Consider the following 15287-nt stretch of genomic DNA (forward strand, 5'->3'; position numbering starts at 1 on the left):
ACATCAGCGCGCAGACGAACTCGATGCCTCGAGGCACTTCCTCGGCCCGAGTGAACGCCATTCCGGAATTTTCCAGATGACCTCCTCCACCGCGGCACCCGTGCGCTCAAACGCCCTGCCGATGCTCGGACTGATCGCCCTGTCGATCTCCGTATTCCTGTCCATTACCAGCGAGATGATGCCCACCGGGCTGCTGCCCGAGATGAGCGCCGACCTCGGCGTGAGCGAGTCCCAGGTAGGCCTGCTCGTGACCATCTTCGCGTTCACCGTTGTGCTCACCAGTACGGGCATGATTCGGGTGACCATGCGCCTGCCGCGGCACACGCTGATGGTCGCGATCCTGCTGACCCTGGCGCTCTGTAACGTGCTCACCGCGCTGCTGCCCAGCTACGAGGCGATCGTCTTCGCCCGCATCCTGGGTGGCGTCGCCCACGGCATGTTCTGGTCGATGACCCCCGCCTACGCCTCGCGCCTGGTCGCACCGCACCTGATCGGTCGCGCGATCACCATCGCCCTGACCGGCGGAACCTTCGCCATGATCCTCGGCGTTCCACTGGGCACCGCCCTCGGCCACGCCGTGGGCTGGCGCACCGCGTTTGGCGCGGTGGCCATCGCCCTCGCGCTCGGTGCCGTCGCGGTCTACTTCTTCCTGCCGAAGGTGGCGCAGGACCCGATCACCCCGAAGCGTGAGCGCAGCCAGAACGGCGGCGTGAAGGAGCCGGGCTCTGCCCTGCCCGTGGCGCTGATCTGCATCATGGTGGCCCTCACCATGACCGGCTACTACGCGTTCTTCACCTACATCACCCCGTTCTTCACCGGCTGGGTGGGGGTGCCGCCCGAACTCGTGAGCGTCGCGCTGCTGGGCTTTGGCGCGTTCGGTGCGATTTCCCTGTTCTTCACCGGCGGCATTTTCTCTCGCCTTCCGTTGCCCGGCCTCACGATCGGCCTGGTGGGCTGTGCCACCGCGGTGAGTCTCATCGCGATGACCGCGGGTTCGCCCATTCTCGCGGCCGCCGCGATGGCGGTATGGGGATTCTGCTTCGGTCTGATCCCGCCCCTCGCCCAGACCCTGATGCTGCGCGCGGCGGCGCCCGAGCACCGCGATACCGCGGGTGCCTTCTACACCACCGCGTTCAACATCGGTATTGGTGGGGGCGCGCTGATCGGAGGCATTCTGCTTTCGGCATATGGTTTGGGTGCGCTGCCGATCCTGTCTGCCGTGCTGACCGGCGCAGGTCTGGTTCTCTTCCTGTTCGCCCGAGGGCGCGTCTCCGCGGCGGTTGAGCGGCACTCCCCGAGCGTGGAATCGGAGAAAATTTCGGCGTAAATGGGGAATTATCCGGTCAAATACCCCGTTCGGTTACGAAGAAGCTTCCCGGTTTTGATAGGTTAGAAGCTACAGGCCACCTACCTTACGGAGACCTCATGGCGACGATTTTGACCATCTTCCTGATTGTCTCCGTCGCGACTCCATTTCTTGCCAGGTTCCTCAAGAACCATGTTTTCACCGTTGTGGCGCTCGTGCCCGCTGGGGCATTTATTTGGACGTTGCTGCAGGGCGAACAGATCCGCACGCACGGCGAGATAACAGAGACCATCCGCTGGGTTCCCCAGCTCGACCTCGCCCTCGCCTTCCGCATGGACACCCTCGCGTGGCTCCTCGCGCTGGTCGTGACCGGCGTGGGCACCGTGGTGCTCCTCTACTGCACCCAGTACTTCACCAAGCGTGAGCCCGGGCTCGGCCGCTTTGCCGCGTTCCTGTTCGCCTTTGCGGGCACCATGTTCGGGCTCGTGACCGCGGATGACATCATCCTGATGTTCATGTTCTGGGAGATCACCAGCGTGCTCTCCTACCTGCTGATCGGGCACTACACCGGCAAGAAGGAGAGCCGCGGTGCCGCGCTCCAGGCGCTGCTGGTCACCACGTTTGGTGGCCTCGTGATGCTCGTGGGCGTGATCATGATCTCGGTGCAGGTGGGCAGCACCTCGCTCAGCGCGATCGTGGCGGCCGGCGTGACCGGGCCGATGGCCGTGACGGCGATCCTGCTCATCATCGTGGGTGCCATTTCGAAGTCCGCGATCGTGCCCTTCCACTTCTGGCTGCCGGCCGCCATGGCTGCACCGACCCCGGTTTCCGCGTATCTGCACGCCGCCGCGATGGTCAAGGCCGGTATCTACCTGATCGCACGCCTGGCCCCCGGCTACGCCGACCTTCCCGGGTGGAAGCTCGTACTGATCGGCCTCGGAGTCTGGACGATGCTGGTGGGTGCGTGGCGTTCGCTGCGTCAGTACGACCTCAAGCTGGTCCTCGCCTACGGCACCGTCAGCCAGCTCGGTTTCCTCATGGTCATCGTGGGCTTCGGTACGCCGGATGCCGCCCTCGCCGGTGCCGCCCTGCTGCTCGCCCACGCCATCTACAAGTCCACGCTGTTCCTGGTGGTGGGCATCATCGACCATGCGGCGGGCACGCGAGACTGGCGTCAGCTCTCCGGGCTCGGCCGCAAGATGCCCGTCCTTGCCGTCATTACCGGGCTCGCGATCGCCTCGATGGCGGGTATTCCGCCGCTCTTGGGGTTCGTTGCCAAGGAGTCGATCTTCGGGGCATTCCTGCAGGCTGCCGAGGCCGGCGACCCCTACGGCTGGATCGCCCTGATCGGTACCGCCATCGGTTCGGTCCTCACCGTGGCCTACTCGGCCCGCTTCTTCTGGGGGGCGTTCGCCACCCGCAACGCCGCCTGCGTCTCGACCGAGTGGCACAAGCCGCCGGCAACGATCCTGATCGGCCCGGGCATTCTCGCGGTGGCCTCGGTGCTGCTCGGCATCTTCTCGCCCGCGCTCAACACCTGGCTTGACCCCTACCCGGAGAGCTTCGACGGTCACCTCGAGGGCCACCTGGCGCTCTGGCATGGCTTCGAGCCCGCCCTGTTTATCTCGGCCGCGATCCTGATTCTCGGCGCCGGGCTGTTCTGGAAGAAGACCCACGTGGCGCGCCTGCAGGAGGCCCTGCCCCCGCTGGTCGACTCTTCCCGTGGCTACTGGAGCGTCACCCGCGCGGTAGACAAGATCTCCGCGAAGGTGACGATCTTCGGCCAGCGCGGCGGTCTGCCGCAGTACCTCTCGACGATCCTCGTGGTCTTTGTGCTGGTGCTCGGCACCCTGGCCGCCATCGGCAACGTCTGGCCCACCACCTTCCGCCTCTACGACTACCCGCAGCAGGTCGTGATCGCGCTGGTCATGGCCCTCGCGACGCTCGGTGCCGCCTGGACCAGCAAGCGCATGGCCGCGGTACTCCTCGTGGGTGTCACCGGTTTTGGTATGGTCGCGCTGTTCGCGTTCCACGGTGCCCCCGACCTCGCGCTCACCCAGGCCCTGGTCGAAACCATCACCATCGTCGCGTTTGTGCTCGTGCTGCGCCGCCTGCCGGGCAACAGCCAGAAGCTCACCAAGCGGGTGCACCGCGGTCGCCGTGCGGTGATCGCGATCGGTACCGGCGCGGTGATGGGCGCGATCGCGCTGATCGCGCTGGGTTCCCGGATCACCGAGCCGATTTCGAACCGCCTGCCGGAAATGGCGTACTACGAGGGCCACGGTAAGAACGTGGTCAACGTGGCACTGGTCGATATTCGTGCCTGGGACACCATGGGCGAGATCTCCGTGCTCGTCGTGGTCGCCACCGGTATCGCCAGCCTCCTGTTTGTCTCCGGTCGTGCGGATAAAAAGGGCCGTCGCGGCCTGCGCCGCCCCGCCACCGCGCTCGGGCGCCGCACCGTGCTCTCCGATCCGGATATCCAGCCCGCGACCCCGGGTGCACGTCAGTCCTGGCTGGTGAGTGGCGGAAAGATCGCCAGCGCCAACCGTTCGATCCTGCTCGAGGTGCTGGTGCGACTGATGTTCCACCCGGCCATCGTGGTCTCGATCTTCCTGCTCTTCGTCGGTCACAATTCGCCCGGTGGAGGCTTCGCCGGTGGGCTCCTCGCGGGTCTCGCCCTGGTGTTCCGCTACCTCGCGGGTGGCCGTTACGAGCTGCGTGAGGCCGTGCCGATCGATGCCGGAAAGCTCCTCGGCGCGGGTCTCGTACTCTCCGTCGGATCGGCGATCGGTTCGCTCTTCGTGGGTGCCGAGATCCTCTCCTCCGCCTACCTCTCCGCCGATATTCCCGTACTGGGATACATCTCAATCGGCACCACCACCATCTTCGATATCGGGGTTTACCTCGTGGTCGTGGGCCTCGTGCTCGACATTCTGCGCTCGCTCGGTGGTGAGGTCGACCGCCAGCAGGACGAGGCCGACATCGCCGAGGAGAGCACCGACGAGTTCAGCCCGCGCCAGCAGGTGCCGAACACCGACCTGTGGGCCACGCAGCGCGTGCCCATTGTGCCGGATCCGACGCCCGCCACCGATCCCCGGGAGGACGGCCGATGAGCGCATCCCTCACCCTTGTCCTGCTGATGTCGCTGATGTACGCGGTCGGCATCTACGTCATGCTCGAGCGCAGCCTGACCCGCTTCCTCATCGGCTTCCTGCTGGTGGGTAACGCCACCAATATTCTGATCTTCCTGATGAGCGGCCCCAACGGTAACGCGCCGCTGTGGACCGGCGGTCCGGAGGATGCCGACATGGTGGATCCGCTGCCGCAGATCCTGATCCTCACCGCGATCGTGATCAACTTCGGTATCACCGCCTTTGTGCTCGCCCTGATCTACCGCACCTGGTGGCTCGCGCAGCTCGGCGATGAGGGTGACACCCTGCCGGATGACCACGCCCACGACACCGAGGAGGACGCCGAGGAGGTGTTCCGCCAGGTGGATGAGGACGATGAGGCCATCCAACGGGTGCTCGACGCCTCCAACGAACACGAAGACGACCCCGAACCCGACCCGGTTCAGACAGCACGAGACACGGAGGTGGGACGATGAACGCCCTGGTTCCCCTCGTCGTCACGATCCCGCTGCTGGGTGCCGCGATCGCGCTGATCTTCGGTCAGCGCCCGCGCGTGCAGATCTTCGTCTCGCTGGTCTCGCTCACCCTGGTCACCGCGATTGCCGCGGTGCTCCTGGTGGCGGTAGACCAGACCGGCACCGTGACCGTCAACGTCGGTGGCTGGGCACCGCCCTGGGGCATCGTCCTGGTGGTGGATCGCCTGTCGGCCATCATGCTGCTGGTGTCTGCCCTGATGCTGCTCGGCGTGCTGATCTTCGCGATCGGGCAGGGCATCGTGGACGACGATAACGAGACCCCGGTCTCGATCTTCCACCCCGCCTACCTGGTGCTGTCGGCCGGTCTGTTTGACGCCTTCGTCGCTGGTGACCTCTTCAACATGTACGTCGGCTTCGAGATGCTGCTGGCCGCGAGCTACGTGCTGCTGACCCTCGGCGGCACCGGTGCCCGCATCCGCGCGGGCGTGACGTACATCGTGATCAGCCTGATGAGCTCGCTGCTGTTCGTGGGCGCGATTGCGCTGATCTATGGTGCCACCGGAACCGTGACCATGGCGCTGATTTCCGAGCGAGTGCGCGAGCTTCCGATGGGGGTTCAGGCGATCCTCTGCGCGGCGCTGCTGCTGGGCTTCGCGGTGAAGGCCGCCGTGTTCCCGCTGTCGTTCTGGCTGCCGGACTCCTACCCCACGGCGCCCGCGCCGGTCACCGCGGTGTTCGCGGGTCTGCTCACCAAGGTGGGCGTGTATGCGATCATCCGCACCGATACCCTCCTGTTTGTCGATGTGCCGCTTCGAATACCGTTGATGGTGGTGGCGTTCTTCACGCTGCTCGTGGGCATCATGGGTGCGGTGATGCAGGCCGATATCAAGCGTCTGCTCTCGTTCACCCTGGTCAGCCACATCGGATACATGATCTTTGGTATTGCGATCGGTGGCGATATCGCCCTCACCGCGACCATCTTCTACGTGGTGCACCACATCGTGGTACAAACCACGCTGTTCCTCGCGACCGGACTGGTCGAGCGGGTGGGCGGCAGTACGTCCATCTCGCGCCTCGGCGGGCTACTCAAGGCCGCACCGTTTGTGGCGGTGCTGTTCTTCCTCGGCGCGCTGAACCTCGGTGGTATTCCGCCGTTCTCCGGCTTCCTCGGCAAGATCGGTCTGTTCCAGGCCGGTGTGGAGGAGGGCAGCTGGCTCTCCTACGTGCTGATTGCCGCCGGTGCCGCAACCTCGCTGCTCACCCTGTACGCGCTGGCTCGGGTCTGGAACATGGCGTTCTGGCGCTCGCGCGGCGAGGTCGAGGGCTACCAGTCTCCGCTGCTCGAATCCCTGGCCGAGAGCCCGGAGGACTCGGGTACCGTCGCAACCAAGCAGACCTCGGGTCTGATGGTGGGTGCCACCACCGGCATGGTTGCGCTGACCCTGCTGTTGACCGTGTTCGCCGGCCCCATTTTCGGCTACGCCGAGCGTGCGGCCGCCCAGGTGGAAAACCCGGATAACTACATTTCCGCCGTGTTCCCGGAGGGATCGCCCTAATGCCACAACAGACTCGCGATAAGCATCGTCTCGCCGGCCTCAGCCAGGGCCTGCTGGCCCTCGGCCTGCTGCTGCTCTGGTGCCTGCTCTGGGGCAGCTTCACGCCGCTCACCATCATCACCGGCATCCTGGTGTCGATCGGTGTCTCGTTCACGTTCTACCTCCCCGGGGTAGAGCTCAGCGGCCGGATCAATCCCTGGCGCGTGATCGTGTTCTTCGTCGTGCTGGCCTGGGACATCCTGCGCGCCTCGATTCACATTTCCTGGCTCGCGTTTGCCCCGAACTTCAAGCCGGGGAACGCCATCGTGGGAATTCCGCTGAACACCCGATCCGACCTCATCATGTCGTGGACCTCCACGGCAATCTCGATCGTGCCGGGTTCGATCGTGGTGGATCTCGACCGCAGTGGTTCGATCCTCTACGTGCACGTGATCGACGTGCACTCTGAGGAGGATATTCAGCGCTTCATTCAGGAGGTGCTCGACACCGAGCGTCGCCTGGTGCTCGCGATCGGCTCGAAGGCCGAGGTGGTGCGCGTCAACGAACAGCACGCTCTCGCACACGGAAGGAAAGACCGATGACCGTGATTCTGGGAATCATCATCGCCATGTTTGGTGTCTCGGCGCTGTGCGCCGTCTACCGGATCGTGCGCGGCCCCTCGCTGCTTGACCGAGTGATTGCCTCCGACGTTCTGGTCGCGACCGTGATGTGCGCGATGGGTGCCGAGATGGCGATCAACCGCCACACCAATACGCTGCCCGTGATGCTGGTGCTCGCGATGTTTGCGATCGTCGGTTCGGTGAGCGTGGCTCGCTTCATGTCGAATCAGGCCGAAGCGTGACCGGCGAGTGGTGGCGCGACGCCCTGACCATCGCGCTGGTGTTTGCCGCCGCGCTGCTGTGTCTGGCGGCGGGCGTGGGTCTGCTGCGATTCTCGGATGTGCTGGCACGCCTGCACGCGGCCACGAAGCCGCAGGTGCTCGGTGTGATTCTGGTGGTGACGGACGTCATTATCTCGACGCCGACGATCGGCACGATCACGCTCGGGTTCTCGATCATCCTGTTCCAGGCCCTGACCGCGCCGATTTCGGCACACATGGTGGGCCGGGCGGCGTATCGCACGGGTAAGTTCCGCAGCGACGTCCTGATTCGCGATGAACTGCGCGGGCGTAACCACCTGCTGGGTCTCGACTATCCGGACCCCGAGGACTACGTATCGGGCAACACCGCGGCAACCCAGGTTGTGCAGGAGGCCTCGGTCGAGCATGATCCGGTGGTGCCGAATCACGAGCAGACGCCGGGGGACACGGCACGATAGGCGCGCGAAAGCGCATACAAACTGGATTACACTCGTTTGGGTGACTCTTCAGAACCATCTCGGTGAACGCGCTTATCCCGTCCGACCCCGCATCTGGCATCAGCGAAACTATCAGCAGCTGAGGAGGGAGCAGAAGCCCGTTCGCGCACAGGGACGGGCCCTGTTGACGTTCGCGATTGCCTTTGCCGTCGCCGCGTTTGTCTCGATCAAGTGGCATGATATCGCCGAGGTATTGCCCTTTACCGCGGATGGTACCTTCGCTCCCGTGCTGGCCGCGGTGCTGGCGTTTGCGCTGGTGGCGTTCGCGGTGTCTTCGCTGGATGGCTTCGGCCCCTGGCGTGACCAGCGCCGTTACCGCCGCCTGAGCGGTGCCACCGAGACGACCCCCGCGCAGCGCTCACTGCTGGCGCTGGATGCCGAGTCGGACTTCCGTTCGGGCCTGTGGAACTCGAGCCTCGAGTACTCGCCCGCGTGGTCGAAGCTGCCCGCGTCGATGCGGAAGAAGTATGCGGATGGGGCCAAGGGCTACCCGATCGTGTCGTTGCCGATGAACGATCTGCGTGACCTGCAGGCCGACCTCGATAAGCGCACCCGTATTGCCTCCGAACGCGACCTCGAACTGTATGTGGCCGATGGCCTGGCGCAGCACAGCATGAGCGCCCGCTTCCAGGCGATCCTAAACGGCCCCGACGCCGAGCGGATGCTCACCCGCATCGCCGGCCTGACCGGGCTGTCGGAGTGGGATCTGCGCGCGTTGGCCGAGCCGCAGGCCGGACGCCCGCCGCTGCTGCTCTGGGCCGGGGACGTGCAGCGGTTGATCGCGATCACCCGCACCGCGTTTGTGGCCGGTCAGGTGAGCGAACAGACCGCGTGGACGCTGATCGAGCGTCTGGGAAACATCGCCTTCGCGCTGTACACCGACTCCGCCGACTATTGGAGCGCCGTGCGCATCGCGACCGCCTTCGCCTCGGACGAGGTGGCGGCGGTCCAGGCGTTCGACGAGACGATGCGTGAGCTACGTGCGAGCCGCTGGCCCGCGGCCACGGCAACCTTCGGTACCGCCTCGCTCGACACCCTGCCCGGCCAGATCCGCACCCCCGAGGTGCTGCTGCCGCGCGAGGAAGCAAACTAGCGCAGACCTGAAACGGCGTCGCCCGGTGGGATTTCCCGCCGGGCGAAGCCGTTTCAGTGTACGAAGCGCGTGGGTTTATGCGCCGGCTGCGGGGTATTCGGTGCCGCCCGCCCAGACCCGCTGCAGGGTGAGGTCGTCGCTCCAGAGCAGGACATCGGCGGGGTAGCCGGGTTCGAGGGAACCGAGGTCACGCTCGCGGCCGAGCACCCGGGCGGGGGTTTCGGTGAGGGCGCGCACGGCCTCGGGCAGGGCGATGCCGACCACGTGCACCGCGCGGTGCAGGGCGGCATCCAGGGTGAGGGTTGAGCCGGCGATCGCGCCGCCCTCGACCAGGCGGGCGGTTCCGTCGGTCACCATGACCTCGAGCGAGCCGAGGCTGTAGAGGCCATCGGCCGCGCCGGTGGCGGCCATCGCATCGGTGACGAGGGCGATGCGGCCGGGTGCCTCGGTAAAGGCCAGGCGCACGACGCTCTCATGCACGTGCACGCCGTCGTTGATGACCTCGAGGGTCACGCCGGGGCTGTCGACCGCGGCGAGGACGGGGCCGGGGGCACGGTGATGGATCGGGTGCATCGCGTTGAACGCGTGGGTCAGCAGGGTTGCGCCGGCATCGAAGGCGGCGCGGGCAGCGGCGTAGTCGGCGTCGGTGTGGCCCACGGCGACGATCACGCCGGCGGCGGTGAGCTCCCGGATCGCCTCGGCCGCGCCGTCCAGCTCGGGCGCGATGGTGATCTGACGCAGCGTTCCCTGACCGGCTTCGATCAGGCGGTCTACCGTGCGCATGTCGGGGGTGCGCAGGGCCTCGGGGTCGTGGGCACCGCGGTGTCCGGGATCGAGGAACGGGCCCTCCAGGTGGCTGCCGAGCACACCCGGATCGGTCTCGACGAGGTCGGCGACGCCGCCGAGCCGTTCGACGAGGTCATCGATACCGCCACTCACGAACGAAACCACCGCGCGGGTGGTGCCGTGGGAGCGGTGCAGCGCGAGCGCTGTGCGAATCGCCTCGGGGCCCTGCTCGAACGCGACGGCGGCACCGCCATGGCAGTGCAGGTCGATCAGCCCGGGGGTGATGACCCGGCCGGTGCCGTCGATCACCGTGGCCTCGGGATGCTCGGCCGCGCGGGCACGCCAGGTGTCATCGGTGCCGCGGGCGATGATGCCGTCCGCGTCGAACTCGATCCAGGCGTGCTTGATGCTCTGCCCACCGGAAACCACGGTGGCCGAGTGAATGAGGTTCCGCATACGCACGAGCATAGTCCCGGGCGCAATTTTTCGGGATGCTTCTTCGGCAGGATGGCGGAACTCACACGGTGCCAAAGACGGTGCTTCAAAGGTGTCAAATGCGGTGAGAGCCGATGATAGCTTGGGCGTAGCCGAGCACCCCACCCCGTTTCGTCTCAGCAAAGCTGGATCGGGGCAAATAAAAACGTCTCAGCGGCGTAATCTGCTAGGGACCAGAGGCCGTTCTGAAACGTTCTATCAATCATAAAGCTCGAGGATGAGCAAAGCTAGGGGATCATGGTCGAATTGGCGTACTGGATTTCTCAGCGCAGATTTGACGAGTATCTTGCAGCGGCACACTATGATTCCGAAGATGCTCGTGTCCTTTATGAATGGAATGTGTCAGTTTCAGGTGCGTTCTTCGAGCTCATCTGCCACGTTGAAGTCGCGTTAAGAAATGCCGTGGATGGGATCCTCTCCCCGCTGGAGATGGCGAGTTCGGCACGTGTTGAGGAAGCCCGTGGGTGGTGGTTTGCGAGTGCAACCTTTCTCCGCGAATCTGAGCTTGTTTTCTCCAGAACTGCTTCACGACACCTTGTAGACCGCACGAAACCTGCTTCACGAGACAGGATGCTGGCTTCGATGACGTTCGGAATCTGGGACGCGATGTTCGGGCGTTCGTATGAGCTGCTCTTCCGCAAACACCTCGTTCATGCTTTTCCCTACCGAAATGCAGGGTTCACGCGTGCAGTTGTTAAGCAGAACGTGCTCGTTTTGAAGAACCTTCGTAACCGGATCGCGCATCATCAACCAATATTTGATCGGCCTCTGGACGAATACTTCACACAGGCGATGGATCTGCTTCGATGGATTTCGCCTGATCTTGCGGACTGGGTCCAGGCTCAGTCTCGTATCCCGGATCTGCTGGCTCAGCGACCCGTGGGCACGGAATCGATGGCGCGGATAGACCACGACAGTGGCTAAAAATACGGGGCACGGTGTGTCCGTGGATTGCGAAACGAGCACGCACGAGCGCGCCCCGGGATGCTAGGCTAATCGCGTCGCGACTGGCGTCGGTGGAGCGGGATCGCACCACTCAAGATGGTTACCATCGGGGAGCGACCGACACGGATTCGACCGCACGCCTGGGCCGATACGGAAAATTGATGTTTTGTCCGCCGCTGTCATCAGAGGAGCCAGTTTTGACCGACCTATTTAACGCCCCCCTTGCCGAGGTTGACCCGGAAATTGCCGCGGTCCTGGAGCAGGAGCTGGTTCGCCAGCGTGACTACCTCGAGATGATCGCCAGCGAGAACTTCGTTCCCGTGTCGGTGCTGGAATCCGTGGGTAGCGTGCTCACCAACAAGTACGCCGAGGGTTACCCGGGTCGCCGTTACTACGGCGGCTGCGAGGCCGTTGACGTCGCCGAGAACCTCGCGATCTCCCGCGTCAAGGAGCTCTTCGGTGCCCAGTACGCGAACGTTCAGCCGCACTCCGGTGCCACCGCAAACGCCGCCGTACTGGCCGCTATCGCGAAGCCGGGAGACACCATCCTCGGTCTCGAGCTGGCTCACGGTGGTCACCTGACCCACGGCATGAAGCTCAACTTCTCCGGCAAGCTCTACAACGCCGTCTCCTACGGTGTTGACCCCGAAACCTTCCTCGTGGACATGGACGTCGTGCGCGCCCAGGCCCTCGAGCACAAGCCGCAGGTCATCATCGCCGGCTGGTCGGCCTACCCGCGTCAGCTGGACTTCGCCGCGTTCCGCGCCATCGCCGACGAGGTGGGCGCACTGCTCTGGGTCGACATGGCTCACTTCGCCGGTCTGGTTGCCGCGGGCGTTCACCCCTCGCCGGTGCCCCACGCGCACGTGGTCTCCTCGACCGTGCACAAGACCATCGGTGGACCCCGCTCGGGCTTCATCCTCACCAACGATGTTGACCTCGCCAAGAAGATCAACTCGGCCGTGTTCCCGGGCCAGCAGGGTGGACCCCTGATGCACGTGATCGCCGGTAAGGCCACCGCGTTCAAGATCGCCGGTAGCCCCGAGTTCGCCGACCGTCAGCGTCGCACCCTCTCCGGTGCGAAGATCGTGGCCGAGCGCCTCACCGCCCCGGACAGCAAGGCCGCCGGTATCGACGTCCTGACCGGTGGATCCGACGTGCACCTGGTGCTCGTTGACCTCCGCAACTCCGAGCTCGACGGCAAGCAGGCCGAGGACGCGCTGCACGCGGTGGGCATCACCGTGAACCGCAACGCCGTGCCGTTCGACCCGCGCCCGCCGATGGTCACCTCGGGTCTGCGCATCGGTACCCCCGCGCTCGCAACCCGCGGATTCGGCGACGCCGAGTTCACCGAGGTTGCCGACGTGATCGCCCTTGCCCTGCGCCCCGGTGCCGACCTGCCCGCCCTGCGTGCACGCGTCGCCAAGCTCACCGAGGCGTTCCCCCTCTACCCGGGCCTGTAAGCATGACCGCACAGAAGCTTGATGGTCTCGCCGCGGCGAGTGCCATCAAGGATGAGCTGCGTACCCGGATCGACGCCCTGCGTGAGCGCGGCATCGTTCCCGGGCTCGGCACGCTGCTGGTTGGTGAAGACGGTGCCTCGCGCTCGTATGTGGCGGGTAAGCACCGCGACTGCGCCGAGGTTGGGATCGAGTCGATCCGTGTGGATCTGCCCGAAACCGCGAGCGCCGAGGAGATCCGTCAGGCCATCCGTGACCTGAACGAGAACCCCGCCGTCACCGGGTACATCGTGCAGCTGCCGCTGCCGAAGGGCATCAACGAAAACGAGATGCTCGAGCTGATCGACCCCGCCAAGGACGCCGACGGCCTGCACCCGACCAACCTCGGCAAGCTGGTGCTCGGCGTGGGCGGCGAACTGGATTCGCCGCTGCCCTGCACCCCGGCTGGCATCATCGAGCTGCTGGAGCGCAGCGGTGTCTCGATCCCCGGAAAGCACGTGGCCGTGATCGGCCGCGGCATCACCGTGGGTCGTCCCCTGGGCCTCCTGCTGACCCGCAAGGGCATCGACGCAACCGTCACCCTGACCCACTCGCGCACCCCGGACCTCGCGTCCGAGGTATCCCGGGCGGACATCGTGGTGGCCGCAGTGGGTGTGCCGCACCTGGTCAAGCCCGAGTGGATCAAGCCCGGTGCCGCGGTGCTCGACGTGGGTGTGACCCGCGTGGGCACCACCGAGTCTGGCAAGGCCAAGCTCTCCGGAGACATCGACCCGGCCGTGGCCGAGGTTGCCGGTTTCCTGTCGCCCAACCCCGGCGGCGTGGGCCCGATGACCCGTGCGCTGCTGCTGAAGAACGTGGTGGAGGCGGCCGAGCGGCTGTAACTTCTCTCACATTGACCGCCCCGCGATCGTTTGGATCGCGGGGCGGTCTGCTTTGGCGCTATTGTCGAAATGGCGGCATATGGTCGCCGTCGAGGAGGTTTAGAAACACGATGCACGCAGCCCCCAACGGTCAGAGCTTCACGCTCGCCCATGAGCAGGATGGCCTCGCCCTGCACGCCGAAATCACCGAGGTGGCCGCGGGCCTGCGGGTGCTCACCGCCAACGGCGTGGACGTGCTCGCCCCCTACGACGTCACCCAGCCCCGGCCGATGGCCTCGGGTATCGTGCTGGCCCCCTGGCCCAACCGTGTCGAGGACGCCCGCTGGGTACTCGACGGCGAGGTGCAGCAGCTGGATGTGACCGAGCCCGCGCAGTCAAACGCGATTCACGGTCTCCTGCGCTTCACCCCGTATACGGTGCTGGAACAGACCGCGAACTCGATCCGTCTGGCCGCGACGGTCTTCCCGCAGCACGGCTACCCGTTCTACCTCGATACCGAGGTGGACTACGTGCTCGACGAGCGTGGCCTCACCGTCACCCATCGCCTCACCAACCGCTCGGATACTCCCGCACCCGCCGGCGTGGGGTCGCACCCGTACCTCACCATCGGCGGCGTGCCCGCCTCGGACCTGACCCTCACCGTGGCCTGCGACACGGTCTGGGAGGTCAATCACCACCAGATTCCGCAGAACGAGGTTCCCGTGGGCGAGGGCAACGATCTGCGCCACGGCGTCGCGCTGGACTCGGTGGTGCTCGATCACGGCTTCGCAGCCCCGCTCATCGTGGACGGCGTGAGTACCCACACCCTCGCCGACCCGGCCGGCCGCACCGTTTCCATCTGGGGCGAGGAGCGCTTCGGCACCTGGCAGGTCTTCAACCCCACCCGCTACCCGGGTGAAAACGCCGTCGTGGCGATCGAGCCGATGACCGCCCCCGCCAACGCCCTGAACAGCGGCATCGGCCTCGAATGGATCGCCCCGGGAGACACCTGGAGCGTCAGCTGGGGCATTCGCGCGGAGGGCTTCACCGCGCGGTAGCGGCGGCGGGCCCGGGCCTGCGTGCCATACTAATTAAATGCCGTCCCGATCCAGCCGCGTTCCCGCACGTACAAAGCCCGTGCGGGTGTCCCTCGCGGACGGTGTCTACGACATCATCCTCTCGCGACTGATCGATGGTGAGGTCTCCGCCGGAGCCCCACTCAACATCGATGAGTTGGCGCGGGACCTCGCGGTCTCGCAAACGCCCATTCGGGAGGCCCTCGCCCGGCTGGAATCCACCGGCCTCGTGACCCGGGCCGCGCTGCGCGGATACCGGGTGGCCCCGCTCTTTACCGATCAGGAGCTCGCGGATCTGATGGATGCGCGCGCGGTGGTCGAACCGGCCACCGCCCGCTTTGCTGCCGGTCGGACAACCCCGGAGTTCCTGGCGGAGCTTGCCGCGACGATTACCGAGCTGGAAGCCTTCGCCGAGTCCGGACGCGATACCGAGGTGCACCGCTACTGGGAGTCCGATGCGCACTTCCACAACCTGATCGCGGAGCAGTCGGAGAACCGATTCCTGCAGACGGCCTATGAGTCCCTCGGTGGTCACGTGCAGCGATTCCGTCTCTTTGGCGCGCTTGGGGCGACGGATGCCGCCTTTGCCGCGCGTGAGCACCGAGACATTCTGGAGGCGCTGCAGCGGGGCGACGCTCAGGCCGCGCAGCAGCGCATGACCGAGCACATCGAGAGCGTGAAGTCTCGCGCCCACCATGACCGTGAGGCGATCGACACCCACTAGCGGGTGCGGTGCGGGCCTCC

General features: G+C 65.7%; 14 protein-coding genes and 1 riboswitch. Of the genes, 13 read left to right on the top strand and 1 reads right to left on the bottom strand.

Annotated features, from left to right (window positions below):
- Positions 1-76 precede the first annotated feature (76 nt).
- From D9V32_RS02510 to D9V32_RS02545, 8 genes are all read left to right on the top strand, one after another.
- Complete coding sequence (locus D9V32_RS02510) at positions 77-1327, top strand: MFS transporter (RefSeq protein ID WP_183086138.1); 1251 nt, start codon at positions 77-79, stop codon at positions 1325-1327.
- 98 nt (positions 1328-1425) lie between these two features.
- Complete coding sequence (locus D9V32_RS02515) at positions 1426-4422, top strand: Na+/H+ antiporter subunit A (RefSeq protein WP_121647329.1); 2997 nt, start codon at positions 1426-1428, stop codon at positions 4420-4422.
- The gene (locus D9V32_RS02520; protein ID WP_121647330.1) at positions 4419-4916 is read left to right on the top strand and encodes a sodium:proton antiporter; all 498 of its coding nucleotides are present in this window, start codon (positions 4419-4421) and stop codon (positions 4914-4916) included. Before D9V32_RS02515 ends, D9V32_RS02520 begins: the two co-directional genes overlap by 4 nt.
- Positions 4913-6472, top strand: a complete 1560-nt coding sequence (locus D9V32_RS02525; RefSeq protein ID WP_121647331.1) for a Na+/H+ antiporter subunit D — start codon at positions 4913-4915, stop codon at positions 6470-6472. Before D9V32_RS02520 ends, D9V32_RS02525 begins: the two co-directional genes overlap by 4 nt.
- Positions 6472-7053, top strand: a complete 582-nt coding sequence (locus tag D9V32_RS02530) for a Na+/H+ antiporter subunit E (RefSeq protein ID WP_121647332.1) — start codon at positions 6472-6474, stop codon at positions 7051-7053. Before D9V32_RS02525 ends, D9V32_RS02530 begins: the two co-directional genes overlap by 1 nt.
- Positions 7050-7313, top strand: coding sequence for an MrpF/PhaF family protein (locus tag D9V32_RS02535; RefSeq protein WP_121647333.1), 264 nt, complete (start codon positions 7050-7052; stop codon positions 7311-7313). Before D9V32_RS02530 ends, D9V32_RS02535 begins: the two co-directional genes overlap by 4 nt.
- Positions 7310-7789 (top strand): monovalent cation/H(+) antiporter subunit G, encoded by a 480-nt coding sequence (mnhG, locus tag D9V32_RS02540; protein WP_121647334.1) that lies wholly within the window; start codon positions 7310-7312, stop codon positions 7787-7789. The genes D9V32_RS02535 and mnhG overlap by 4 nt, the downstream gene beginning before the upstream one ends.
- Before the next feature lie 40 nt (positions 7790-7829).
- A complete protein-coding gene (locus tag D9V32_RS02545; protein WP_183086139.1) occupies positions 7830-8921 on the top strand; it encodes a DUF1266 domain-containing protein in 1092 nt (363 codons plus the stop codon).
- A gap of 75 nt (positions 8922-8996) precedes the next feature.
- On the opposite strand, the gene nagA is transcribed toward D9V32_RS02545, so the two are convergent.
- Positions 8997-10163, bottom strand: a complete 1167-nt coding sequence (gene nagA, locus D9V32_RS02550; RefSeq protein WP_121647548.1) for an N-acetylglucosamine-6-phosphate deacetylase — start codon at positions 10161-10163, stop codon at positions 8997-8999.
- A gap of 276 nt (positions 10164-10439) precedes the next feature.
- Between nagA and D9V32_RS02555 the strand changes: the two genes are divergently transcribed.
- The 5 genes from D9V32_RS02555 to D9V32_RS02575 all read left to right on the top strand — a co-directional run bounded on the left by D9V32_RS02555 (position 10440) and on the right by D9V32_RS02575 (position 15267).
- Positions 10440-11126, top strand: coding sequence for an Abi family protein (locus D9V32_RS02555; RefSeq protein WP_121647336.1), 687 nt, complete (start codon positions 10440-10442; stop codon positions 11124-11126).
- Positions 11127-11195: 69 nt separating this feature from the next.
- Positions 11196-11300, top strand: a riboswitch (ZMP/ZTP riboswitch).
- Between the two features lie 44 nt (positions 11301-11344).
- Positions 11345-12610: a serine hydroxymethyltransferase gene (gene glyA / locus D9V32_RS02560; RefSeq protein WP_121647337.1), complete on the top strand. Its 1266-nt coding sequence runs from the start codon at positions 11345-11347 to the stop codon at positions 12608-12610.
- Between the two features lie 2 nt (positions 12611-12612).
- On the top strand, positions 12613-13488 hold the full coding sequence (locus D9V32_RS02565; RefSeq protein WP_121647338.1) for a bifunctional methylenetetrahydrofolate dehydrogenase/methenyltetrahydrofolate cyclohydrolase: 876 nt from the start codon (positions 12613-12615) through the stop codon (positions 13486-13488).
- A 110-nt stretch (positions 13489-13598) separates the two neighbouring features.
- Complete coding sequence (locus D9V32_RS02570; protein WP_121647339.1) at positions 13599-14525, top strand: aldose 1-epimerase family protein; 927 nt, start codon at positions 13599-13601, stop codon at positions 14523-14525.
- A gap of 37 nt (positions 14526-14562) precedes the next feature.
- Positions 14563-15267 carry a GntR family transcriptional regulator gene (locus D9V32_RS02575; RefSeq protein WP_121647340.1) on the top strand — a complete coding sequence of 235 codons (705 nt, stop codon included), beginning with the start codon at positions 14563-14565 and terminating at the stop codon, positions 15265-15267.
- Positions 15268-15287: the final 20 nt, after the last annotated feature.

Origin of the sequence: Mycetocola tolaasinivorans (genome assembly GCF_003667565.1) — a bacterium.
GTDB classification, from domain to species: Bacteria; Actinomycetota; Actinomycetes; order Actinomycetales; family Microbacteriaceae; genus Mycetocola; species Mycetocola tolaasinivorans.